Genomic DNA, 22,369 nt, shown 5'->3' with positions numbered 1-22,369 from the left:
TAGCACGCCATGAGCCGCATCGACTATTTCGAGGACCCGCATGCGCCGCGGGCGAACTCGGTCGTTCCATCAGCCAGCGCCGTGGTTGTTGATGATGAGGGTCGAGTACTCGTCATCCACAAGACGGACAACAATCTCTGGGCACTCCCTGGAGGAGGTCACGATATCGGTGAGAGCATCACCGATACGGCCATCCGGGAGGTGCGGGAAGAGACAGGGATCGACATCGAGATCGAGCGCGTCACGGGCATCTACACCAACCCGCACCATGTCATGGCCTATGACGACGGCGAGGTCCGGCAGCAATTCACGATCTGCTTTCGCGCTCGCCCGACGGGTGGCACACTGCGAAGCAGCCAGGAGTCAAAGGAGGTCCGATGGGCCTCACCCACTGACCTCTCCGATCTCGACATCCACCCCTCAATGCGACTTCGCATCGAGCACGGGTTGGATGAGGGGCGTACGTCGCCGCACATCGGCTAGCGGGACCCGGCCGCGGAGAGACGCTGGCCCACTCGCGCTACCGTCGCATGGACTTCGGGTGCTGCCCTCTGAATGAAGCGCCCGACGATGGAATCGGGGCTATACCGCTGGACGATTTCGTCTACCCGTTCCACCGGCTCGGTTCGCGTACCGTCCGGGGTCGTCGTCATGTCGCAGTAGACCAGGGCGTCTACAAGGTGCTGCTCCTCCATGACGAATTCGCTGACAAGTTCCTCTAGAAGACCGCGCTCTTCCGCCTCCAGTAGAGCGAAAGTGTGGTGAGCTACGAGCCTCACGATACGTTCGTCCGCATTCTGCTCGTGGCGAAGGAAGCGCGCCCCGTCCAGAGGATGAAACCCTGTCTTGACCAGCACCGGGCTGTACCCGATGTCGTGCAGGATGGCCGCAGCCTCCAAGAGCTCCGCGTCGTCGCCAAGGATCGGCTGCAGGCTTCGGGCTCGTTCAGCCACTCCGAGCGAGTGCGCCCATCGACGGGGAAGCGGCTCAGATAGCAGAGATTCCGACAATTCGTAGGCCCACTTCGTCATTCGCATCCAGGTCCACCCTCTATGAGCGATCGTCGTCTGGCAGGGCTCGCACCTCCCGCCGCCTTCCCGGCGCGGCGCCGGCAAGCAGCCCTTGCCCTTCCATCTTTGCGATAGCGGAGCGCACTGCGGTCCGTGAGGCGCGGAACCGCTCGCACAGCTCGTCTTCCGTGAAGAATGCGTCTCCCGGCTTGATGCCGCTTGCTCTCAGAAGGTCCGTTACCTTCTCCACGAGTGGGCGCCGGTCACCCGTGCCTGCCACGTAGTTCGCGGCCCCCCGCACGGACTCGATGAGTCCCTCGGCCTTCAGTACCGCGAGCGCACGGTCGATCGTGCTGGCACCCACCCCGTGGATGCGTCGCAGGTCGGCCTTGGAAGGCAGCCTCTCCGCGATCTCCCCCGCCTTGATCTGCTCACGCAGAGAACCCGCGACCTGCAAGTAAGTACCTCGCGGACTGGCCTGCGGCACGTGCCCTCCCCGTTCCCGACCTTGCGTGACAGCGGTTGACTACCCCCAGCTTCGCACGCGGGGGAACCACTGCCGCAGGTGTCGGCACCGAGCGCTGAATCACCAGCTGCCTGAGTCCAGCTCAGCCGGTGTAGCTCAGCTGCAGGACGGTGACGGTCTTCGTGATCTGGCCGACTAAGAGGACGGCGATGGCCTCCTCTGTGACGATCATCCGCACGACACCATCGTCCTCGCCGTACGCCTCGGTCGCCGCGATCGGGTCGTCGCATGCCGCGGCCAGCTCGAGCGAAAGCCGCTCGCTCGCCTCAGGCGGCAGAGCATCGTGGACAGCTTCGGCCGCCCGGTCGTACTTGAGCCGGTATCCCATCAGGCGGCACCTCGGCCACGAGCGGCAGCAGCCTCAGCCTGAACGTGGTCCGTCCGGTCCACCCAGTCCCCCGGGATCTCTCCCGTGGCCTCTTCCGCCTCGGCGAGCACGCGGCCGCGCTCAGCGGCGCCGGACACGCCGACCGCGATCGTGCGCCACTTGGCGAAGACGGTCAGCAGCTCGTGCGCGGGGGCACGGTTGATCTCGCCTAGGAATCTCTGGCTCAGCGCTGGGTTGCCCAGCGCCTCGCAGATGGATTCGATGGTCCATGTCTGGTCGCTCACGGCCAGAGCCTCCCGCGATCGTCGCCGTCCTTCGCGCCTACGGTACGCGCGCTGCACGCTCGCCGTCAGCTGCGTGGCGCCCTCCGGCACACCCATTCGGAGCTCCCTACGAGTGAGTGGCGCGTGAGATTCTTCGCCGCCTGATCACAGGTTCACGTTTTCGCTGGTCAGGCGCGTAGCCCAGACGTGATCAGTAATGCCCTCCGGAGCCGTGTGCGCAGGTTCGAATCCTGCCGGGGGCACTCGCCTGGTTCGTCGGGAAGACGTGCAGGTGGATGCCTTGGTCGAAGGCCCGGACTCAGCAACGCTGAGTCCGGGCCTTCTTCGTTGTGGGCACCATTGGCCTCACCCGTTACGGTCTCATCCGGTGCCGCCCCGGGGTAGTGTGCGCCCCCGGGGGCAGGGGTGGTGATCCCGGTCCCCTTCCAAGTTTTCCTGTAACACGCCTACTTGACGCATCTTCAGGGAAGCGGGGCGGATGAGATTTCGCCGGGGTGCCGGGCACGGGCTGGATCTGCATCAGGCCCGGGACGATCTGCCGTTACGGGCCGTGCTGGAGGACGCCGCCATGGGGCGGTGGGAAGGGCCGCGGGATCTGCTGGCGGTCACCGGGGCGGACTGGGACCGGCGGATCTTCCGGCTGCAGGTGCTGGCGCGGGCCGGGGTGCGGCTGCGGTTCGCCGATACGTGGGCGCGGGCGGAGCCGCGGTCGGGCGATGCGCTGGCGCTGCTCGCGCACGTGCAGGCCGTGCGGTCGATGATCAGCGGGGCCGGGGCCGGGCGGGCCGAGATGGAGGCCGCCTGGGCGACCTGTCTGGCGGCCGCCGAGGCCGCGCCGGCCGACCCCTCGCCGTGGGTGGTGATGCTCGCGCTCCTGCGGGTCCACGCGCCGGGCCGGAACGTGCTGGAGCAGGTGTGGGCCGAGGTGGTGCGGCGCGATCCGTACAACCGCGAGGCCCACCACGAGCTGCTCACCTATCTCTTCCCCCGTAACCACGGCTCGGGGGCGGAGATGTTCCACTGGGCCCAGGAGCAGGCCGACACCGCTCCCCGGGGGCTGCCGATCGCCGTGCTGCCGCTGGTGGCGCTCGCCGAGTCGCACCGGCACCGGATGGAGACCGACGCCGGCAGCTACGGCAGTTACGGGCTGAGCATCCACCCGTGGATCGACTGCCCGCACATCGACCCCGTGCTGGACGGCTGGTGGCGGCACCGCTCCCCGCAGCCCCACGCCCAGTTCGTGGACGACGCCAATTACCTGGCCCACGCGCTGGCCTTCGCGGGGCGGCACGTCGAGGCGTACGAGGTGTTCCGGGCCGTCGGGCCGTACGCCTCCGAGGTGCCGTGGTCCTACTGCGGCGACGCCCGGGAGCTCTTCCTCCGGCACCGGGAGTGGGCCGTGCGGGCCGTCCGGGACGGGCGGCGTCCGCCCCGCGCCCGCAGGCGGTGACCTCCACCACCGATCCCGCACCGCACACGCACCCGCACACGCACACGCACCCGCATTCAGAAACACGCACATTTCTTGACCGTCCCCACGAGAAAGAGAATCGCGTGCCACTCGATGTCCCAGGCTCCTCCGGCGTCTCCGGCGTCTCCGACGAGGAGCGCCTCCGCCAGCTCGGCTACACCCAGGTCCTCGCCCGCCACATGTCGGGGTTCGCCAACTTCGCCGTCTCGTTCACGATCATCTCCGTCCTCTCCGGCTGCATGACGCTCTACGGCTTCGGCATGCACACCGGCGGGCCCGCCATGCTCACCTGGGGCTGGATCGGCGTCGGGGCGATGTCCCTGGTCGTGGGGCTGGCGATGGCCGAGGTGTGTTCCTCGTACCCGACGTCGGCCGGGCTGTACTTCTGGGCGTACCGGATGGCCCCGGAGAAGTCGCGGGCGGCGTGGGCCTGGTTCACCGGCTGGTTCAACGTGCTCGGGCAGGTCGCGGCGACGGCGGGCATCGACTTCGGTGCGGCGTCGTTCCTGAACGCCTATCTGGACCTGCAGTTCGGGTTCGCGGCCACGCCGGGCCACACGATGCTGCTGTTCGGCGCGGTGCTCCTGCTGCACGCGGTGCTGAACACCTTCGGCGTGCGGCTGGTGGCCTTCCTCAATTCGGTGAGCGTGTGGTGGCACCTGCTGGGCGTCCTGCTCATCGTGGGCGCGCTCGCCGTCGTGCCGGACCACCACCGGTCGGCGTCGTTCGTGTTCACGCACTTCGTCAACGACACCGGCTGGGGCTCGGGCCTCTACGTGGGGCTGCTCTCGCTCCTCGTCGCGCAGTACACGTTCACCGGCTACGACGCCTCCGCCCACATGACCGAGGAGACGAACGACGCGGCGGTGGCCGGGCCCCGCGGCATCGTCCGGTCGATCTGGGCGTCCTGGATCGCCGGGTTCGTGCTGCTGGCGGGCCTGACGTACGCGATCCAGGACTGGGACGGCGCGGCGGGCACCGCGACGGGGGTGCCGCCCGCGCAGATCTTCATGGACGCGCTCGGCGCGGCCGCCGGCAAGCTGCTGCTGCTCGTCGTGATCGTCGCGCAGCTGTTCTGCGGCATGGCCTCCGTGACGGCCAACTCGCGGATGATCTACGCCTTCTCGCGCGACGGCGCGCTGCCCTTCTCCCGCGTCTGGCACCGGATCAATCCGCAGACGCGCACGCCCACCAACGCCGTGTGGCTGGCCGCCGCGGGGGCGTTCGCGCTGGGCCTGCCGTATCTGATCAACTCCACGGCCTACGCGGCCGTGACCTCGATCGCCACCATCGGCCTGTACCTCGCCTACGCCGCGCCGACCCTGCTGCGGCTGCGCAAGGGCGACGCCTTCGAGCGCGGGCCCTGGCACCTGGGCCGCTGGTCGAAGCCGGTCGGGGTGGTGGCCATCGGCTGGGTCGCCGTGATCACCGTGCTGTTCATGCTGCCGCAGGCGAGCCCCGTCACCGTCGACACGTTCAACTACGCGCCCATCGCGGTCGCCGCCGTCCTGGGTTTCGCCGGTGTCTGGTGGCTCGCCTCGGCCCGCAGGTGGTTCCTCGATCCGCACCACCCGCGCAACGCCGCCTCCGTCCGTGAGCCGGCCGCCCCGCCCCGGGAGACCGACGTCTTCCGCTGGTAGATCACCGACCTACTGGTTCGTTCACTCGCTCCGTGGATCAGGTCTTCGGGTACGCGAACGCGTACCCCTGCTCCTTGAACCACGGCAGGAGCTGCTCCAGGGCGGCGACCGTCTGGCCGCGGTTGCCGCCGCCGTCGTGGAAGAGGACCACGGGGCCCTCCTTCATGCCCTTCTTGACCGCGTCGACGATGTGGCCGACGCCGGGGTTGCGCCAGTCGTGGGTGTCGACGCTCCAGCCGAGCGGGCGCATGCCGTGCGAGGCGGCGACGTCCCGGCTGTACGGGGTGAAGGCGCCGCCGGGCGCCCGGTAGTAGTACACCCGGACGCCGGGGCCGGCCGCCTTCTCGATCATCGTGCGGGCCTCCAGGACCTGGCGCTCCTGGTAGGACTCGGGGCGCTTGTCCATGGCGGTGTTGTGGTCGACGGAGTGGTTGCAGAGCCGGTGGCCGGCCGCGACGACCTTCTTCACGAGGTCGGGGTACTCCTGGGCCCGCGACCCGATGATGCAGAACGTCGCCTTGGCGTCGTACTTCGCGAGCAGGTCGAGGACCTTGACCGTCCAGCCCGGCTCGGGTCCGTCGTCGATCGTCAGGTTGACCGTTTTTCCTGGGTCCTCGCTCTCGTGCGAGATCTCGGCCGAGACCCGGGCCGGCGGCGTGCTCGCGCCGCCCCCGGGCCCGGCCGGGGACGAGGCCCCGCCCCGCCCCTTGCCGTCGTCGCCGCCCCGGCCCGTGCCCGGCGTACCCGTCGTCCCCGGATCCTCCGTGGCCATGGCCACGCAACCGGATATCGTGGCGAAGAACGTCAGTGCCGACGCCGTCGCGATCAGGAGATGCCGACTCCTCCGAGCGGTCGGTCGTGCCATGAGCGTCCCCTCCCTCGGTGTGTGCTCCCGGTGCCCCACCCGCCTACGGGTCCGCCGCGGGGCCTACCCGTAGGTGCACCCGAAGACGTCCATACCGAAAAGAAGGTTCCAGCAGGGCACAAGTCACTCAAGCCACTCAAGTGCCCCTGCCGGCCTCACATTTCAGGCGTCCCGGAATCCCCTCCCGCACCTTGCGCGATCGCCTCCGCGACCTCGGCCCGGCGCTCCGCCTCCTCCTCCGCGAAGCGCTCCGCGTCCAGCTTCTCGGCGATCTCCTCGTCCTGGGCCATGAGCAGGTCCAGGCTCGCGTCGCCCAGCTCCAGGACGCCCATGTCGACGTACGCGCGCTGCAGCCGCTCGCCCCACAGGCCGATGTCCTTGACGCACGGAACGATGCGCGAGAACAGCAGCTGCCGGAATACGCGGAGGTATTCGGACTGCTCGCTGAGTTCGACGGCCTCGGCCTCCGGAATACCGAAGTCCGTGAGCACCACCTCGCCCCGCAGCCGGTCGCGCATCAAATAGCAGCCCTCGATGACGAATTCCTCGCGCTCGCGCAGCTCGGCGCGCGACAACTGGCGGTAGTAGTCCCGCAGGGCCATGCGGCCGAAGGCGACGTGCCGGGCCTCGTCCTGCATGACGTAGGCGAGGATCTGTTTGGGCAGCGGTTTGTCGGTGACGTCGCGCAGCATGCCGAAGGCGGCGAGGGCCAGGCCCTCGATGAGCACCTGCATGCCGAGGTAGGGCATGTCCCAGCGGGAGTCGCGCAGGGTGTCCCCCAGCAGGGACTGCAGGTTGTCGTCGATGGGGTAGACCAGGCCGATCTTCTCCTGGAGGAAGCGGCCGTAGAGCTCGGCGTGGCGGGCCTCGTCCATGGTCTGGGTGGCCGAGTAGAACTTGGCGTCGAGGTCCGGGACGGATTCCACGATGCGCGCCGCGCAGACCATGGCGCCCTGCTCGCCGTGCAGGAACTGGCTGAATTGCCAGGCCGCGTAATTGCGCCGCAGCTCGTCCTTGTCCTTCCCGCTCATCTTTCCCCAGTAGCGGGTGCCGTGGACGGGCATGTTGTCGTCGGGCAGGCCGAGCGGGTCGTACGGATCGACGGGAAGGGACCAGTCGATGCGCTTCTCGGCGTCCCACTGCTTGTCCTTGCCTTTTTGGTAAAGGGCGAGCAGGCGGTCGCGGCCGTCATCGTATTCCCAGCTGAAGCGGGCCGCTCCGGTCGCGGGCACCGTCCATCCGGGGTCGCCGGGGTCGTGTGCGTAGAGGTTGCGCGTCGTCATCGACGTCTCCTGTCCTCTCCCGTTCTCGTTGGCAGGCTCACACGCCGGTTACCGCCGGGTCAACGACCCTTCATCAACTCACCCCGAAGGATTGACGCCCTTGCTGACAGGCAGTCTCATAAGGGTGTGACCCCAAGTAACCCTGTAGCCAGCCCCCTCCGGGACGCCCTCGGGCCGCTCAAGGACCGCGAGCAGGTCGCGCTGCGGCTGCTGGAGTCCTCCGCCAGACACTCCTTCGACCCGGACACGGAACTCGACTGGGAAGCACCCCTCGAGGACGGCAAGTGGTTCTGGCCGCCCGAGCTGCTCTCCCTCTACGGCACCCCGCTGTGGCGCACGATGTCCGAGGAGCAGCGCCTCGAACTCTCCCGGCACGAGGCCGCCTCGCTCGCCTCCCTGGGCATATGGTTCGAGCTCATCCTGATGCAGCTGCTGGTCCGGCACGTCTACGACAAACCCCTGACCAGCTCCCACGTCCGCTACGCGCTCACCGAGATCGCCGACGAGTGCCGGCACTCGAAGATGTTCGCCCGGCTGATCAAGCACGGCGGCGCCCCCGCGTACCCCGTGACGCCCCTGCACCACAACCTGGCCCGCGTCCTCAAGACGGTGTCCACCACGCCCGGTTCCTTCGCCTGCACGCTGCTGGGCGAGGAGATCCTCGACCACATGCAGCGCCTGACCTTCCCCGACGAGCGGGTGCAGACGCTCGTGCGCGGCGTCACGCGCATCCACGTCGTGGAGGAGGCGCGCCACGTGCGGTACGCCCGCGAGGAGCTGCGCCGCCAGATGGTGGACTGCCCGCGCTGGGAGGCCGGCCTGACCCGGCTCAGCTGCGGCGAGGCGGCCCGCGTCTTCTCGGTCGCCTTCGTCAACCCGGCCGTCTACACGAACGTGGGCCTGGACCGGCGCGAGGCCGTCGCCCAGGTGCGGGCCAGCGGCCACCGGCGCGAGGTGATGCAGGCGGGCGCCAAGCGGCTCACGGACTTCCTGGACGACATCGGCGTGATGCGGGGTGTGGGCCGCCGGCTGTGGCGCGCCTCCGGGCTCCTGGCCTGACCCTCCCGGACCCTGCCCGCGCTCCCGGCCCGAACCTTCCCGAGCAGGTCCGGCCCGGACGGCGGGGGCGGAGCACCCGCGGCGACACCGTTACGCTGCCCTGCATGAACGGCAGCGGAACCGCCCCGGCAGCACCGACTCCGTCCGCCCGCCCCGCCTACCGCAGACTCAGCGTCGAGGAACGCCGCACCCAGCTGATCGCCGCCGCCCTCGTGCTCTTCGCCCACCACGCCCCGGAGGACGTCTCCCTGGACGACGTCGCGGCGGCCGCCAAGGTGTCGAGGCCGCTCGTGTACCGCTACTTCCCCGGGGGCAAGCCCCAGCTGTACGAGACGGCGCTGCGCAGCGCCGCCGACGACCTGGAGCTGTGCTTCGCCGAGCCGCGGACCGGCCCCCTCACCGGCCGCCTGGCCGCCGTCCTCGACCGCTACCTGACGTTCGTGGACGAGCACGACGCCGGGTTCGGCGCGCTGCTGCAGGGCGGCAGCGTCGCCGAGACCTCCCGCACGGGCGCGATCGTGGACGGCGTGCGCCGGGCCGCCGCCGCGCAGATCCTCAAGCACCTGCAGGTGCCGGAGCCGGGCCCCCGGCTGCGCATGATGGTCCGCACCTGGATCACGGCCGTGGAGGCGGCCTCCCTTATCTGGCTGGACGAGGGCAAGCAGCCCCCGGTCGAGGAGCTGCGCGACTGGCTCGTCGACCACTTCGTGGCGCTGCTGACGGCCACGTCGGCGAGCGACCCGCAGACGGCCGAGGTCACCCGTGCGGCGCTGGCGCTGGAGCGTGCGGAAGGGCCCGTGGGGCGCCTGGCCCGCCAGGTCATTCCGGTGGTGTCGGATGCGGCGCACCTGCTCTGATGCGGTACGTCCGCGGGCCGACGCCCCGGCCTGACGGACACTGGACCCGTGAGAAGCGAAGATACGCCTTTCGTGGGCGGCCCCCTGGACGGGCGCGTACTGCCGGTACTGCTGGGACACACCGGGCACCCGCCCAAGGTCTACGAGGTCCCGGTGCCGGACGAGCACGGCGGGGCCCCGACGGTCCTCGTCTACCACCGCGTCCAGGCGGGCACGACGCGCCGCCTGGGGCTGCACAAGGGCTGGAAGTACGTCTACGACCCGGAGGGGCGCCGCCCGGAGCGCGGCCCGAAGTGGCCGTGGACGAAGCGGCCGCGCCCCGGAGCGGACGCCTGAGCCGTCCGCAAGGGCGCCCGCGGGCGGCATCCGGGGCACGCGGGCGGGCGCGGGGCCGCCGGCCGGGTGACGCCCGGCAACCCAAGGGTGAGCAGGTTAGGCGGATTCGCCCACATCGCCCACATAAATAGGACCGCACGTGGAACGATCCTCACCTGGTAAACGATCACGCCCCACACCGGAGGTGAGCTCGTGTCAGGACGGTTCGCGCGTTCTGTCTGCACGGCGGCGCTGATGGCCGGCGCCGTGTCGCTCGCACTGCCCGCGCCCCTGTCCGCGGCCGCGCCCGGCGAGCCGCCCGAGCGGTCCCGCCCGTCCCGCCAGTCCGTCGGCAGCCTGCTCTCCCGGCTGCAGTCCCTCTACCGGAAGGCCGAGGAGGCCACCGAGGCCTACAACGCGACCGAGGAGAAGCTCAAGGTCCAGCAGAAGCGGGTCGACGAGCTCAACGACGAGCTCGCCACCGCCCGCGTGGCCCTCACCGGCAGCCGCGACGCCGCCGGCCGGCTCGCCCGGGAGCAGTACCAGGGCATGAGCGGCACCCTCGCCCCGTACGTCTCCGTCTTCCTCAGCTCCGACCCGCAGCAGGCGCTCGACAGGGGCCACCGGATCCAGCGCGCCGCCGGGCAGCGGGCGGCCACCGTCGGCCGCCTCGCGAAGGGCGAGAAGTACGCGTCGGACGTGGCGGCCCGGGCCCGGGCCGCCCTCAACGAGCAGCAGGTGCTCGCGGCGCGGCAGAAGCGGCAGCGCGACGCCGTCAGGAAGCGCCTCGGCGAGGTCGAGAAGATGCTCGCCTCGCTGACCGGCACGCAGCTCGCCGAGGTCCAGCACCTGGAGCAGAAGAACATCGGCGAGGCCCAGCGCACGCTGCTCTCCTCGGGCCGGCTCAGCGGCTCGTCCAGGCCCTCCGCCTCGGGCGGCAGGGCCATCGCCTACGCCTTCCGGCAGTTCGGCAAGCCGTACGTGTGGGGCGCGGAGGGGCCGGACGCCTTCGACTGCTCCGGGCTCACCTCCCAGGCCTGGGCCCACGCGGGCGACACCATCCCGCGCACCAGCCAGGAGCAGTGGAGGACGCTGCCGAGGGTCCCGCTGGACGAGCTGCGCCCCGGCGACCTGGTGATCTACTTCGAAGGTGCGACGCACGTCGCGCTCTACATCGGCCACGGCCTGGTGATGCAGTCGCCCCGGCCCGGCGGCACCGTGAAGGTCTCGCCGATCGCCGCCAACCCGCTGCTCGGGGCCGTGCGGCCGGACGCGGACGAGGAGCCGCTGCGGAGGTACGTGCCGCCGCCGATGCCGGAGGGCGCCCTGTCCGGCTCCGACACCGGCTACGGGTCGGCGGAGGCGCCGTCGAGGGCGTGACGCGGGGGGGCGGGGCGATCGGTCAGCCGGCCGCCTTCTCCGCCTCCGCCACGTAGGCCGCCGCCTGCTCCGGCTCGTAGAAGTAGCCCGCGAAGTCGGCAGGGTCGTCGAAGCCGTTGGCGATGCGGTCGGCGACCGGCTGGAGGCCGGCCGCGGCCGCCAGCAGCTCCCGTACGTGCGCCGGCTGCCGTGGCGCGAGCATCGCGTGGGTCCAGGCGGTGGCGTGCCGGGCCGTGGCCCAGTGGCGGTCGAACGCCGTGCGCATCCACGCGGCGTCGAAGGGCTTCTCGCCGTGCTGCACGATCGCCGCGAGGTAGGCGGCGGCGAACTTCGCGGCGGAGTTGGCGCCCTGCCCGGTGACGGGGTCGTCGGCGACGACCGCGTCACCGACGCCGAGGACCACGCCGCCCGACGGCAGCCGGCCGACGGGGTCGCGCACGGCCGGGGTGTAGCGGCCGGCCAGGGTGGCGTGGGCGTCCGTGAGCTCGACGCGGGTCGCGCGGGCGTACTCCCACGGGACGTAGTGCTCCATCAGCTCCAGGGTGCGCGCCAGGTGCTCGCCCGGGCCGGGCTGGTCCTGGAAGACGTCCAGCGGGCCGTCCGGGACGGCCTCCCAGAACAGGACGTCGGCGCGGCCGGAGACGGTCAGCGTCGGCAGGACGAACAGCTCCCCGGCGCCCGGGACCAGGTTGCAGCGCACCGCCTCGGTGCCCGGGTGTTCGGGCCGGGGCCCGAGCCCGTGCACGTAGGCGACGGAGAGGGCCCGCTGCGGGACGGTGTGCGGGGAGCGGGCGGGGTCGCGGTCGAAGAGCTCCGCGAGCTCGCCCTTGCCGGTGGCGACGAGCACCAGGTCGTAGTGGCCCGCGAGGGCGTCCAGGTCGGAGACGGCGGCGGCGTGGACGACCAGCCGGCCGCCGCGCTCGGCGAAGGTGTCCAGCCAGCCGGACATCTTCAGCCGCTGGTCCACGGACTGGGCGCAGCCGTCGAGCAGGCCGAGCCAGTCGACGGCGCGCCGGTGCCCGCCCGGGGCCGGCTCGGCGACGGAGACGCCGACCCCCTCGATGCGCGGGGCGGCGGCGGCCCAGAAGCCGAGCCCGAGCTCGTGCTCGTGGCGCAGGGCGGTGGCGAACATGCACTGGGTGGACGTCACCCGGCCGGAACGTATCTCTTCGGACGTGCGGTTGGACATCAGCGTGACGTCGTAGCCGTGGAACTGCAGGCCGAGGGCCAGTTGGAGGCCGGACTGGCCGGCCCCGGCGATGAGGATCCGTCGCACGGGTCGCTCCTCACTCGGGCAGGGTCTCGAGCGCCCGGCCGACCAGGGCCAGCAGGGTGTCGACGACCGTGATCCGCTTCCGGGCGTCCATGGTCACCACCGGCACGGGCGGCGGCAGCGCGAGCGCCTCGTGCACGGCCTCGGGAGCGTAGCGGTCGGCGCCCTCGAAGTGGTTGACCGCGACGATGTAGGGCAGGCCGGCGGTCTCGAAGTAGTCGAGGGCGGCGAAGGACTCGGCGAGGCGGCGGGTGTCGGCCAGGACGACGGCGCCGATCGCGCCGCGCACCAGGTCGTCCCACATGAACCAGAATCGTTTCTGGCCCGGTGTGCCGAAGAGGTAGAGCACGAGGTCGGCGTCGAGCGTGAGGCGCCCGAAGTCCATGGCGACGGTGGTGGTGCGCTTGGCGGGGGTGGCGGTGGCGTCGTCGAGGCCGGCCGCCGCGGCCGTCATCACCGCCTCGGTGCGCAGCGGTGTGATCTCGGAGACCGAGCCGACGAAGGGGGTCTTGCCGCCCCCGACCCCCCCCGCCACGACGATCTTCGTGGCGAGGGGGGCGCGGGTACGGTCGGTCTGCCAGGCGCGCGGCGCCGTCGCCGCCGACGACGCGCCGCGCGCCTGGCAGACCGACCGTACCCGCGCCCCCCTCGCCACGAAGATCGTCGTGGCGGGCGGCTTCGGCGTCGGCAAGACCACCTTCGGTCGGCCCCGGTCCCCTCCTCCCCCCCCCCCGCGCTGCTGGAGAGGGTGCGGGATGCACTCCACCGACTGTGACGAACGCCCGGAACCCCGGCGTCCGGAGCCTTGCCCCCCGGCCGCCGCCCCCGCGGGGGCGGCGGCCGGGGGGCAAGGCTCCGGACGCCGGGGTTCCGGGCGTTCGTCACAGTCGGTGGAGTGCATCCCGCACCCTCTCCAGCAGCGCGCGGTCCGGCCGGTCCGTGCCGTGCGCGGTGTCGAAGACGCGCACCCGGCCCTGCTCGGCCAGTTCGAGCAGGAGGACCCGGACCGCGCCGAGCGGCATCCGCAGCAGGGCGGCGATCTCCGCGACCGACCGCAGCCGGTGGCACAGGTCCAGGATGGCGCGGGCCTCGGGCGGCACGCGGGCGCCGGGGCCGGCGTCGCCGTGCGGTCCGGTGCCCGCGGGGTCCCCGGGGGTGTCGAGCGCCGCGACGAACGTCTCCACGAGCAGCAGCCGGCACCGGCGGGGGCGCCCGCCGGTGAGCGAGTAGGGGCGGACGCGCGCCGGCTTGCCGCAGGCGGCGGTGGAGGCCGTCATCCGACTGCCTCCACCGACTGCCGCAGCTCCCTGCGGAGTTCGGGGGTGAGGACGTGCCCGGCCCGGCCGACGAACAGGGCCATGTGGTAGGCGACGACGCCCATGTCGCAGTCGGGTTCGGCGTGGACGCCCAGGAGCGAGCCGTCGCTGATGGTCATCACGAACAGGCTGCCCTCGTCCATCGCGACCATGGTCTGCTTGACGAAGCCGCCGTCCATCAGGCACGCCGCACCGGTCGTCAGGCTGCCCAGGCCCGCGACGATGGTGGCGAGGTCGGCGGTGGAGCCGCGCGGACTCTCCGGTCTCTCACCGCGGTGGGCCATGCGGGGGTCGGAGGAGAGCAGCAGCAGCCCGTCCGAGGACACGACGGCGACGGACCGCACTCCGGGCACCTCCTCCACCAGGTTGATCAGCAGCCAGTGCAGGTTGCGGGCTTCGTGGCTCAGTCCGTAGGAGACGGGGCCGACGGGGGATACGGGGGTCGCCCCCCGGGGGAATGCAGTCAACCGCGTGCCTCCTCGGGGGTGCCGCCGGCGTCCGGCGGGCCCGCTTGATTCCGTTGTGTCTCGCGCCCGGCCAGCTCGGCCCGGGCGTCCCGCCGTCCGTCGGCCGCGCCGCGCTGGAAGCCGGCCAGCTTGCGCCGCAGCGCCTCCGCGTCCACGCCCTGGCGCACCCGCTGGGGGGCGGGGCGCTGGGCGACGACCTTGGGGGTGCGCTTGGGCAGGGCGGTGCCGTTGGGAAGTCCGGTGCCGGGGCCGTCGGCGGGTGGGGCCGCGGCCGCGGGGGGCGCGGCCGGGCGGGCGTGGCGCCCCGTCGACGCGGGCGGCGACGGCACGGACGGCGGCGCCTCCGTGAAGCCGGTGAGCTGCATCGTCGACTCCGCGGGCGGCACGGGCTCCACGGGGCCGCCGGGCGCGGCGGCGGGCGGGTCCGCCGGGTGGACGGGCCCGGGTGCCGCGTGGGCGCCGGGCGGCCGGTGGCCCTGCTGGGGGCGGCCGCGCAGCGTATGCGAGTTGGCCTCGGCGATGGAGCCGGGGAGGTGGACCTGCGGGACGGCCGCGGCGCCCGGGACGGGCGGGGTGTCGCCCAGGCCGGTGACGGCCGGGGGGCCGGCGGGCAGCAGGCTCACGGGCAGCACCACGACCGCGGCGACCCCGCCGGTGGTCTGCTCGCGCAGCTGGACGCGCACCCCGTGCCGGAGGGCGAGCCGGGCGACGACGTAGAGGCCGAGGCCGAGCGGCGACTGCGCCGCACGCCCGGAGCGGCCCGCGCCGTCGGCCCGGCCGGCGTGGTCGGCGGCCGGCAGCGGGGGGCAGGCGGGGTCGGGGTCGGCCAGCAGGGTGTTGACCTCGGCGAGCCGCTCGGGGGCCATGCCGATGCCCTCGTCCTGGACGCAGAGCACGATCTCGCCGCCCTCCAGGTGCCAGGCGGAGACCTGGACCTGGGCGTCCGGCGGGGAGAACGCGGTGGCGTTCTCCAGCAGTTCGGCGACGAGGTGGCTCACGTCCTCGGAGGCGAAGCCGGCGAGGCGGGCGTGCGGCGGCAGGGACTGGATGCGCACGCGCTGGTAGCGCTCGGTCTCGCCGACGGCCGCCCGCAGGACGTCGAGCAGGGGGACGGGGCCCGCGCGGCCGGTGCCGCTCTCGGCGCCGGCGAGGACGAGCAGGTTCTCGCTGTTGCGGCGCATGCGGGTGGCGAGGTGGTCGAGCTTGAAGAGCGTTTCGAGGCGCTCGGGGTCGGCCTCGTGGGCCTCCATGCCCTCGATGACGGCCAGTTGGCGCTCGACCAGGCCGAGAGTGCGCAGCGAGAGGCCAACGAGGATGCCCGTCTCGCCCGCCCGGCCGCCGGGCTGCTCGGCGGGCAGCGCGGCGAGCCGCTCGGTCAGCCGCTGCTGCTCGGCGCGCAGGGAGTCGCGCTCGTCGGCGGCGTCCTGGCGGGCGGCGATCAGGCGGGTGCGCTCGCCTTCGAGGGCGGCGATGCGGCCCTGCTGGCGGCGGAACTTGCCCTGGAGGTGGTTGACGGCCCGGGCCGTCTCGGCGAACTCGTCGTCGCGGCCCTTGAAGGCGATGGGCTCCTCGGTCACCGGGTCGGTGCTCACGCGGCGGGTGCCCAGCCGCACGGCGCCGAGCGGGCGGGTCACCGAGCGGGTGGACCAGATGCCGGTGAGCAGGGCGACGAACAGGCACAGCGCGGCGGTCATCACCCGCCGCTCCAGCTCGGTCATGGCCTCGTGGCGCAGGGCCTCCAGGCGGGGTGCCTCGTTCTCGGCGAGGGCGGTCTCGACGCCGCGCATGCGCTGGAGGCGGGTGGTGAGGGCCGAGCGGACGGGCTCGGCCGGCTGGGTGGCGAGCTCGCCGGCCGCCTGGCTCCTGGCGAGGCGGCCGAGGTGGCCCTGGGCCGCGGTGACGTCGGGGCCGGTGACGGCCTCGGCGTAGGCGTCGCGGGCGGCGGCGGGGGCGAGGCGCCGGAAGTCGGCCAGGGCGTCCTGGGTGCGGGTGTCGGCGCGCTGGGCCGCGGCGGCCAGCTCGGGCTTGCGGCCCTGGGCGGCCAGGGCGCCCAGGAGCAGGCCGCGCCCGGCCGAGGCGGCCTCGGTTGCGCGGGCGAGCGGCGGCAGCGCGGCGGAGTCGCCGCCGCCGGCCTGCCGGTCGAGGGTGTCCGCGAGGCCGTGGAGGGCCTGGACGGCGGGGGTGTAGGCGGTGAAGGCGGCCATGGCGTCGCCCTTGCCGGAGTAGGCCTCGTGGCGGGTGTGCGGGAGGGCGTCGAGGAGTTCGCGGACGGGCGCGGGCGCATCGGGCCGGAACTGCTCGATCTGCCGGTCCAGGGCGACCCGTTGGCGGTCGGAGAGCCCCGCGCCGGTGGAGTCGGCGCGCCCGCCCGCCACGTACTGCACCATGGCGTCGCGCTCGTCGGCCAGGGAGTGCGCGAGGGCGAGGGCCGACCCGTCGGCGGTGGCGAGGGCGGCGAGGCGGCGGGCCTCGGTGAGGTCGCGCCAGGCCTCGCGGACGCCGGAGGCGCTCGCGCCGAGCACGGCGATGGCGATGACCGCGACGGAGGCGGTCAGTCGGTTACGTACGCGGGCGGTGCGCTCCGGCACCGCCGTGGCCCGCGGCTTCCGTCCGCCGCCGCCCCCAAGCCGCTTCTTCCGCACCGGTGCTCACAATCTTTTCTCGTCCCACCCCTGGTACTGATTTGACCCTTTCAGCACCTCTGCGGGGCGGGGGTGCCCATCGACCGCCCGGCCACTCGAAGGAGTGAATCTCTATGGGAGATTGACAATCGGCCTGCTTCACTCATCGCACACGTGCCAGGTCAGCACGTCACCTGAAGCAACGCGGAGGTCGCCGACAGGATGCGCACGTGCCTCCGTCGATTTCCGGCATCCGGCACACTGGCCCCATGCGCATCGAACTCGCCACCCTGCCGGGGGATATCCGGCACCCGAACGAGGACTTCGTATCCGTGGCCCTGCCGGCCTCGGGTAAGGGCGGTGCGCTGGTCCTGCTCGACGGGGTGACGCCGCCGCCCTCCGGAGGGACCGGATGCGTGCACGGAGTGCCCTGGTTCACGGCCCGGCTGGGCGGTGCGCTCCTCGAACTGGCCGTGTCCGAACGGGAGCTGACGCTGGCCCGCTGCCTCTCGGCCGCCATCTCCCGTACGGCGGACGCCCACCGCGACTCCTGCGACCTCGCGCACCGGCGCACGCCGCAGGCCACGGTGGTCGTGGCGCGGTGGGACGACGCGCGCGTGGAGTACCTCGTACTCTCCGACTCCGCACTGCTCGTCGAGTCGCCCGCCCGCACGGTGACGGCCGTGCTGGACGACCGCATCGAACACCTGCGGGCACTGGGGCCGGTGACGGATGCCGCGCGCAACGCGGAGGGCGGCTTCTTCACGGCGGCGGCGGATCCGGACGTGGCCGCGCGGGCGGTGACGGGTTCGCTCGCGCGGGCGGAGGTGCGGGCGCTGGCCGCGCTCACGGACGGCGCGGCGCGGTGGGTCGAGGTCTTCCGGGAAGGGGACTGGACCGATTGCCTGGCGGTCCTGGCGAAGGAGGGCCCGCAGGCGCTCATCGACCGCGTACGGACCGCGGAGAGGGGCCCGCGGGGCGAGCGGCCGGGCAAGCGGCACGACGACGCGGCGGCCGTGTACGCGGAACTCTGACGGGCCTCCGCCCCGGCCGGAGCCGGTGGCTTACTGCTCCGCGCTCGCGTTCAGCTGGTGCAGCAGCCGGGCCAGTTCCGCCACCTCGCCGCGGTCCCAGTCGGCCAGCTTGCGTACGTACTGCGCGCGGCGGGCGTCGCGGACGCGCGTGAAGCGGGCGCGGCCCTCGTCGGTGATGCGCACCAGGGAGGCGCGGCCGTCGGCCGGGTCCGGTTCGCGGGTGACGAGGCCGAGGTCGCACAGGGCGCGCAGCTGGCGGCTCATCGTGGCCTTGCCGACGCCGAAGTACGCCGCGAGGTCCGTGGCGCGCTGCTGTCCCGCGTCCTCCAGGCGGACGAGGAGGCCGTAGGCCGCCGCCTCCAGCTCGGGGTGGACCGCGCGGGCCATCTCACCGGAGGACGCCCGGGCCCGGCGCAGGAAGACGGCCAGCTCGCGTTCCAGGGAGAGGTAGGCCTGGTCCATACCTCTGCTGTCCGCGGCGCCCGGCCCGCCCTCCTCGGGGGGCGGGGTAGTCGTCTGGTGCACGTCAGGGCCCTCTCCGGGTTTCCGGTTGTTGAAAGTTTTTCCCGTTCGCGGTCTTCACCGCAGCTCCGCCAGTATTTCGCAGGATTAGACCAACGGCAGCACCGCGTCCCCCTATGCCTGGCGCGTCCGTCCCCATAACGTCATTTATGACATGGCCATACCAATGTCTCGCGTCGCCGACGCGTCATCGGTACTCCCCCCCCACGGACCCTTCTGGAAGGCACGCCATGGTCGCGTTCAGATGCAGATCCGGCCGCACGGGCCGCAGATCCCCCACGGCGTTACGCGCCCCCTCCCCCCTCTCCGTTCTCTCCCTCCTCCTGTCCGGCCTGCTGTCCGCCCTCTGCCTCCTCGCCCTGCCCGCCGCCGCGCAGGAGGCGAAACCTCCCGCGCACCCCGAGCGGGACTGGCTCGGTTCCACCCTGCGGGCCCACGAGGACCCCGGTCCCGGCACCCCTCCCCCGCCCCGGGCCGCCGCCTCCGTCGAAGGGGTCGACGTCTCCAGCCACAACGGCAACGTCCCCTGGGCCACCCTCTGGAACGCCGGGAACCGCTTCGCCTACGTCAAGGCGACCGAGGGCACGAGCTACACCAACCCGTACTTCGCGCAGCAGTACAACGGCTCGTACGCCGCCGGCATGATCCGCGGCGCGTACCACTTCGCCCTGCCCGACAACTCCGGCGGCGCCGCCCAGGCCGTCTACTTCGCCACGCACGGCGGCGGCTGGTCCAAGGACGGCAGGACGCTGCCGGGCGTCCTGGACATCGAGTACAACCCGTACGGCCCCACCTGTTACGGGATGAGCGCGAGCGCACTCGTCGGCTGGATCAGGGACTTCTTCTCCGCGTACAAGGCGCGCACGGGGCGCGACGCGGTCGTCTACACCTCGGCCAACTGGTGGAAGCAGTGCACCGGCAACTACGGCGGATTCGGCTCCGCCCACCCCCTGTGGGTGCCGCGCTACGGCTCCTCCGCCGGTGAACTCCCGTCCGGCTGGGGCTATCACACCTTCTGGCAGTACACCGACACCGGACCGACCGTCGGTGACCACAACCGGTTCAACGGCGCGTACAGCCGGCTCCAGGCCCTCGCCAGCGGCTAGGGGCCGCCCCGCCGGACCGCAAGGAAAGACGCCGGGCCCCCGGCACATCGGCGCCGGGGGGCCGGTACTGCTGTCACGCGGGGATGGAGCCGGCCGTGCGGGTCAGCCGCAGGTGCCCGCCGGGCGGGTGCGGGTGACCAGGTCGGTGGTGCCGGTGGTGCCGTCGATCCAGACCACCTGCTTGCCGCCGGCCGCGGCGGCCGAGGTCTGCTCGCCGCGGTTGCACGAGACGCGCGCCCGGGACGAGCCGTCGGCCGCGAACTGCCAGAGCTTGGCCAGCGTCTCGTTGCGGTACGTCATGTCCGGCACCTCGGCGGTCACCGTCACCGCGCTCTCGGAGACCGTCAGGTCGGAGGCGTGCAGCGCGTCCGCGCCCGTCTCCTTGCTGAGGTCCTTGACGCCGGTGCCGTCGAACGCGGCGCGCCGCACGGCCACCTGCCCCTGGTCCCCGGCCGCCTCGTCCGCCAGCCAGAAGACGCCGGTCGCGTTGATGCCGGTCTGCCCGATGGACTCGGGCTTGCCCAGCTGTCCCATGAGGGTCTTGGTACCGGTCCCGAGGTCCAGCACCTCGGTGCCGACGCCGTAGTCGTCGCCCTCGGGGTAGAGCTTGGCGTAGGCGACCTTCCCGCCGCTCAGCGACGGCAGGGCCGTGGCCAGCTCGGCGCGGCCGCCGTCCACCCAGGTGGGCTGCTTGTCGCCGGTGCGGACGTAGCCGACGTGCCGGCCGCCGACGGGGTCGGCCATGTCGATGACGACCGTGCCGCCCTCGACGCGCACGCCGTTGACCCCACCGGTCGTGGTGCCGTACACCTTCTTGATCGGTCCGCCCGCCAGGGGCCGGGTCAGGACGTCGGAACCGGTCGCACTGTAGGCGACCCAGGCGACCGTCTTGCCGTCGGTGGCCGGGTAGACGTGGTAGCGCCCGTCGTTGGGGCTCATCAGCTTCGGCGAGCCGCTGCCGTCCGTACGGCCGGCCCAGACGGAGTACGCCTCGGAGCCGTCGTCGTTCGACCGCGAGGCGGCCCACCAGCCGCCGCCCGCGCCCGTGCCCGTGCCGGCGGTGTTGAGCCTGGGCGAGAGCAGGTCGGTGTCGACGCCGAGGGCCTGCTCCCAGTTGGCCACGATGCCGTGGGCGTTGAAGGAGCGCTGGACGGTTCCCAGGTCCTTGCCGGAGACGCCGAGCGCCTTGGCGGCGGCGATCACCGCGTCACGGCCCTCGGTGAAGCCGTCGAGCGGCGTCATGTACTCGGTCAGCGCCTTGTAGACGATCCTGTCGGCGAGGGTGCGGCCCACGTCCTCGCGGATGTCCCACAGGGCGCCCGAGAAGATGGTGGAGTTCAGGTGCACGCCGCCGCCGTCGGAGCCGAAGCCGACACCGATGAAGTTCTTGGACGTGGTGTGGCCGTCGTTGAGGTCGCGGAAGGCGCACTCGCGCGGGGACTTCGTCCGGCACAGGTCCTCGCCGAGCAGGCCCACGGACGGGTCGTCCATGGCCTTGCCGGCGGCGTCGGCGTCGATGGCGTTGCCGAAGTAGTCGGCGACGGCCTCGTTGAGGGCGCCGGACTGGCCCGCGTAGACGAGGTTGGCGCTGTTCTCGACGACGCCGTGCGTCATCTCGTGGCCGACGACGTCGAGGTCGGCGGAGAGCGTCTTGTACTCCTCGTCGCCGCCGCCGTACACCATCTTGGTGCCGTCCCAGAAGGCGTTGATCAGCGGCCCGCCGAACTCGGTGACGCCCACGAGGGAGTTGATGGCCATGCCGCGGCCGTCCAGGCTGTCGCGGCCGTGGACCTTCTTGTAGTAGTCGTAGACCTTGCCGGCGGCCCAGTGGGCGTCGACGGCGCCGGCCTCCGTGGCCTCCTTGCCGAAGGAGGGCGTCGGGGAGCCGAACTCCTTGATCCCGTCGGGCCAGCGGCCGCTGGCCTCGCCGACGTCCTTGCCGCGCGCGTCCCAGGTGGAGAGCAGGTTCTTGCTGGAGTCCCACATCCGCGCGTGGTCCGTCATGACGAACTCGTTGCGGGCGGTGTCCTTGTACAGACCGAGCTCGACGGTCGTCCCGTCGTACTTGACGCCGGAGCCGGTCACGCCGGGGCTGAGCGGGCCGGCGGCGGCGCGGGCGGCGGCCCCGGACGTGCCGGCGGCGGCGCCCCGGGCCCGGTCGCGCAGCGCGGCCGCGTCACCGGTGCCGGTGCCGAACGACTTGAGGCCGCTGTACTGCAGCACCGGGTAGCCGGCCTTGGCGTCGATGTAGACCTCGCGCAGCACGGGGCGGCCGGTGGCCGGGTCGGTGCCGCGCACGGTGACGTGCTGGGTGAGGACGCCGGGGCCCTTGGGGACGACGACGAGGCCGCGCGCGGTGCCCGACAGCGAGCGGGCCTGCTGCGGCGCCGCGCCCTTCGCACGGGCCGCGTCGCTCTTGGCGAGGCGGTTGCCGGCGAGGTCGTGCAGGGTCGCGGCGACGGCCCGCTCCACGGCGAGCTGCTCACCGACCTCGGCCTGCGTGCCGGCCTTGAGCCCGGTGAAGTACTTGCCGGAGGTGCCGGTGACGACGCGCTTGCCGTTCTTCTTCTCCATCCGCACGACGTACTGGCCGCCCAGTACGTCGACGCCGCGGTGCTTCTGCTGCAGCCGCACGGTCTCGGCCGCGCCCGCGTTCAGCGTCTGCACGGGCTTCAGATCGCGGGCCGGTTCGGCGATGCGGTAGCGGCCGGGCTTGCCGGCGAGGTGGCCGCGGGCCGCGTCGGCCGCGCTGCCCGAGGAGGCGGCCGCCTCGCGGATGCCGTCCACGAGTGCCGGGGTGGCGGTTCCCTTGCCCGGGATCACCTCCGCCGGGCCGCCGTCGGCACCGCCCGCCGCCTGGGCGGGTGCCCCGGAAACGATGAGCGCGGCGGCACCGATCAGTGCCGCCGCGCCCGGTATTCCGCTCTTGATGGTCCGTCTTCCTGCTCTGCCCGAACGTGCCTTCGTCTTGCGCAAAGGTCCCCCTCCGAACGTGACTGGTCGGTCACGGAG

22 protein-coding genes are annotated in these 22,369 nt (G+C 72.5%); 9 read left to right on the top strand and 13 right to left on the bottom strand.

The window, feature by feature from the left end:
* Window positions 1–9: 9 nt before the first annotated feature.
* Complete coding sequence (locus AS857_RS29740; RefSeq protein ID WP_058046256.1) at window positions 10–483, top strand: NUDIX hydrolase; 474 nt, start codon at window positions 10–12, stop codon at window positions 481–483.
* On the opposite strand, the gene AS857_RS29735 is transcribed toward AS857_RS29740, so the two are convergent.
* From AS857_RS29735 to AS857_RS29720, 4 genes are all read right to left on the bottom strand, one after another.
* Window positions 480–1,037, bottom strand: coding sequence for an HD domain-containing protein (locus AS857_RS29735; RefSeq protein WP_058046255.1), 558 nt, complete (start codon window positions 1,035–1,037; stop codon window positions 480–482). The two genes, AS857_RS29740 and AS857_RS29735, sit on opposite strands and share 4 nt — an antisense overlap.
* A gap of 13 nt (window positions 1,038–1,050) precedes the next feature.
* Window positions 1,051–1,497, bottom strand: a complete 447-nt coding sequence (locus AS857_RS29730) for a GntR family transcriptional regulator (protein WP_058046254.1) — start codon at window positions 1,495–1,497, stop codon at window positions 1,051–1,053.
* 121 nt (window positions 1,498–1,618) lie between these two features.
* Window positions 1,619–1,864 carry a hypothetical protein gene (locus tag AS857_RS29725; RefSeq protein WP_058046253.1) on the bottom strand — a complete coding sequence of 82 codons (246 nt, stop codon included), beginning with the start codon at window positions 1,862–1,864 and terminating at the stop codon, window positions 1,619–1,621.
* Complete coding sequence (locus AS857_RS29720; protein WP_058047157.1) at window positions 1,864–2,148, bottom strand: hypothetical protein; 285 nt, start codon at window positions 2,146–2,148, stop codon at window positions 1,864–1,866. Before AS857_RS29720 ends, AS857_RS29725 begins: the two co-directional genes overlap by 1 nt.
* A 478-nt stretch (window positions 2,149–2,626) precedes the next feature.
* On the opposite strand from AS857_RS29720, the gene AS857_RS29715 reads away from it, so the two are divergent.
* Together AS857_RS29715 and AS857_RS29710 are read left to right on the top strand one after the other, a co-directional pair.
* A complete protein-coding gene (locus AS857_RS29715; RefSeq protein ID WP_079110721.1) occupies window positions 2,627–3,598 on the top strand; it encodes a hypothetical protein in 972 nt (323 codons plus the stop codon).
* A gap of 104 nt (window positions 3,599–3,702) precedes the next feature.
* The gene (locus AS857_RS29710; protein WP_058046252.1) at window positions 3,703–5,259 is read left to right on the top strand and encodes an amino acid permease; all 1,557 of its coding nucleotides are present in this window, start codon (window positions 3,703–3,705) and stop codon (window positions 5,257–5,259) included.
* Between the two features lie 37 nt (window positions 5,260–5,296).
* Here the strand turns inward: AS857_RS29710 and AS857_RS29705 are convergent, their stop codons facing one another.
* Together AS857_RS29705 and AS857_RS29700 are read right to left on the bottom strand one after the other, a co-directional pair.
* The gene (locus tag AS857_RS29705; RefSeq protein WP_245700573.1) at window positions 5,297–6,124 is read right to left on the bottom strand and encodes a polysaccharide deacetylase family protein; all 828 of its coding nucleotides are present in this window, start codon (window positions 6,122–6,124) and stop codon (window positions 5,297–5,299) included.
* Window positions 6,125–6,279: 155 nt separating this feature from the next.
* Window positions 6,280–7,407 carry a ferritin-like domain-containing protein gene (locus tag AS857_RS29700; protein ID WP_058046251.1) on the bottom strand — a complete coding sequence of 376 codons (1,128 nt, stop codon included), beginning with the start codon at window positions 7,405–7,407 and terminating at the stop codon, window positions 6,280–6,282.
* Between the two features lie 126 nt (window positions 7,408–7,533).
* On the opposite strand from AS857_RS29700, the gene AS857_RS29695 reads away from it, so the two are divergent.
* The 4 genes from AS857_RS29695 (at window position 7,534) to AS857_RS29680 (ending at window position 11,018) form a co-directional block, all read left to right on the top strand.
* Window positions 7,534–8,466, top strand: a complete 933-nt coding sequence (locus AS857_RS29695) for an AurF N-oxygenase family protein (RefSeq protein WP_058046250.1) — start codon at window positions 7,534–7,536, stop codon at window positions 8,464–8,466.
* Window positions 8,467–8,570: 104 nt separating this feature from the next.
* Window positions 8,571–9,323, top strand: coding sequence for a TetR/AcrR family transcriptional regulator (locus tag AS857_RS29690; RefSeq protein ID WP_058046249.1), 753 nt, complete (start codon window positions 8,571–8,573; stop codon window positions 9,321–9,323).
* A gap of 48 nt (window positions 9,324–9,371) precedes the next feature.
* On the top strand, window positions 9,372–9,659 hold the full coding sequence (locus AS857_RS29685; protein WP_058046248.1) for a hypothetical protein: 288 nt from the start codon (window positions 9,372–9,374) through the stop codon (window positions 9,657–9,659).
* 192 nt (window positions 9,660–9,851) lie between these two features.
* On the top strand, window positions 9,852–11,018 hold the full coding sequence (locus AS857_RS29680) for a C40 family peptidase (protein ID WP_079110719.1): 1,167 nt from the start codon (window positions 9,852–9,854) through the stop codon (window positions 11,016–11,018).
* A 22-nt stretch (window positions 11,019–11,040) separates the two neighbouring features.
* On the opposite strand, the gene AS857_RS29675 is transcribed toward AS857_RS29680, so the two are convergent.
* From AS857_RS29675 to AS857_RS42010, 5 genes are all read right to left on the bottom strand, one after another.
* Entirely contained in the window at window positions 11,041–12,294 is a 1,254-nt protein-coding gene (locus tag AS857_RS29675; protein ID WP_058046246.1) for a styrene monooxygenase/indole monooxygenase family protein, read from the bottom strand.
* 10 nt (window positions 12,295–12,304) lie between these two features.
* Window positions 12,305–12,832, bottom strand: a complete 528-nt coding sequence (locus AS857_RS41680) for a GTP-binding protein (RefSeq protein WP_245700734.1) — start codon at window positions 12,830–12,832, stop codon at window positions 12,305–12,307.
* A gap of 340 nt (window positions 12,833–13,172) precedes the next feature.
* Entirely contained in the window at window positions 13,173–13,568 is a 396-nt protein-coding gene (locus AS857_RS29665) for a DUF742 domain-containing protein (protein ID WP_058046245.1), read from the bottom strand.
* On the bottom strand, window positions 13,565–14,074 hold the full coding sequence (locus AS857_RS29660; RefSeq protein ID WP_058046244.1) for a roadblock/LC7 domain-containing protein: 510 nt from the start codon (window positions 14,072–14,074) through the stop codon (window positions 13,565–13,567). The genes AS857_RS29665 and AS857_RS29660 overlap by 4 nt, the downstream gene beginning before the upstream one ends.
* Window positions 14,071–16,716 (bottom strand): sensor histidine kinase, encoded by a 2,646-nt coding sequence (locus AS857_RS42010; RefSeq protein WP_063804380.1) that lies wholly within the window; start codon window positions 16,714–16,716, stop codon window positions 14,071–14,073. The genes AS857_RS29660 and AS857_RS42010 overlap by 4 nt, the downstream gene beginning before the upstream one ends.
* A gap of 248 nt (window positions 16,717–16,964) precedes the next feature.
* On the opposite strand from AS857_RS42010, the gene AS857_RS29650 reads away from it, so the two are divergent.
* Window positions 16,965–17,729, top strand: a complete 765-nt coding sequence (locus AS857_RS29650; RefSeq protein ID WP_058047153.1) for a protein phosphatase 2C domain-containing protein — start codon at window positions 16,965–16,967, stop codon at window positions 17,727–17,729.
* Window positions 17,730–17,759: 30 nt separating this feature from the next.
* Here the strand turns inward: AS857_RS29650 and AS857_RS29645 are convergent, their stop codons facing one another.
* A complete protein-coding gene (locus AS857_RS29645; RefSeq protein WP_058046242.1) occupies window positions 17,760–18,191 on the bottom strand; it encodes a MarR family winged helix-turn-helix transcriptional regulator in 432 nt (143 codons plus the stop codon).
* Window positions 18,192–18,481: 290 nt separating this feature from the next.
* On the opposite strand from AS857_RS29645, the gene AS857_RS29640 reads away from it, so the two are divergent.
* Window positions 18,482–19,357 carry a lysozyme gene (locus tag AS857_RS29640; RefSeq protein WP_058046241.1) on the top strand — a complete coding sequence of 292 codons (876 nt, stop codon included), beginning with the start codon at window positions 18,482–18,484 and terminating at the stop codon, window positions 19,355–19,357.
* A gap of 102 nt (window positions 19,358–19,459) precedes the next feature.
* Here AS857_RS29640 and AS857_RS29635 read toward each other — a convergent pair whose 3' ends face one another.
* A complete protein-coding gene (locus tag AS857_RS29635) occupies window positions 19,460–22,333 on the bottom strand; it encodes a M4 family metallopeptidase (RefSeq protein WP_420823976.1) in 2,874 nt (957 codons plus the stop codon).
* Window positions 22,334–22,369 lie beyond the last annotated feature (36 nt).

This window comes from Streptomyces roseifaciens, assembly GCF_001445655.1.
Taxonomy (GTDB): Bacteria; Actinomycetota; Actinomycetes; order Streptomycetales; family Streptomycetaceae; genus Streptomyces; species Streptomyces aureoversilis.
This window is presented reverse-complemented; position numbering and strand designations above follow the sequence as displayed.

Bases quoted from the DNA above. Each gene is read 5' to 3' on its own strand.
- AS857_RS29640 (WP_058046241.1), top strand. From the start codon at position 18,482: ATGGTCGCGTTCAGATGCAGATCCGGCCGCACGGGCCGCAGATCCCCC.
- AS857_RS29665 (WP_058046245.1), bottom strand. From the start codon at position 13,568: ATGACGGCCTCCACCGCCGCCTGCGGCAAGCCGGCGCGCGTCCGCCCC.
- AS857_RS29705 (WP_245700573.1), bottom strand. From the start codon at position 6,124: ATGGCACGACCGACCGCTCGGAGGAGTCGGCATCTCCTGATCGCGACG.
- AS857_RS29740 (WP_058046256.1), top strand. From the start codon at position 10: ATGAGCCGCATCGACTATTTCGAGGACCCGCATGCGCCGCGGGCGAAC.
- AS857_RS29650 (WP_058047153.1), top strand. From the start codon at position 16,965: ATGCGCATCGAACTCGCCACCCTGCCGGGGGATATCCGGCACCCGAAC.
- AS857_RS29735 (WP_058046255.1), bottom strand. From the start codon at position 1,037: ATGCGAATGACGAAGTGGGCCTACGAATTGTCGGAATCTCTGCTATCT.
- AS857_RS29725 (WP_058046253.1), bottom strand. From the start codon at position 1,864: ATGGGATACCGGCTCAAGTACGACCGGGCGGCCGAAGCTGTCCACGAT.
- AS857_RS29645 (WP_058046242.1), bottom strand. From the start codon at position 18,191: ATGGACCAGGCCTACCTCTCCCTGGAACGCGAGCTGGCCGTCTTCCTG.
- AS857_RS29715 (WP_079110721.1), top strand. From the start codon at position 2,627: ATGAGATTTCGCCGGGGTGCCGGGCACGGGCTGGATCTGCATCAGGCC.
- AS857_RS29700 (WP_058046251.1), bottom strand. From the start codon at position 7,407: ATGACGACGCGCAACCTCTACGCACACGACCCCGGCGACCCCGGATGG.
- AS857_RS29690 (WP_058046249.1), top strand. From the start codon at position 8,571: ATGAACGGCAGCGGAACCGCCCCGGCAGCACCGACTCCGTCCGCCCGC.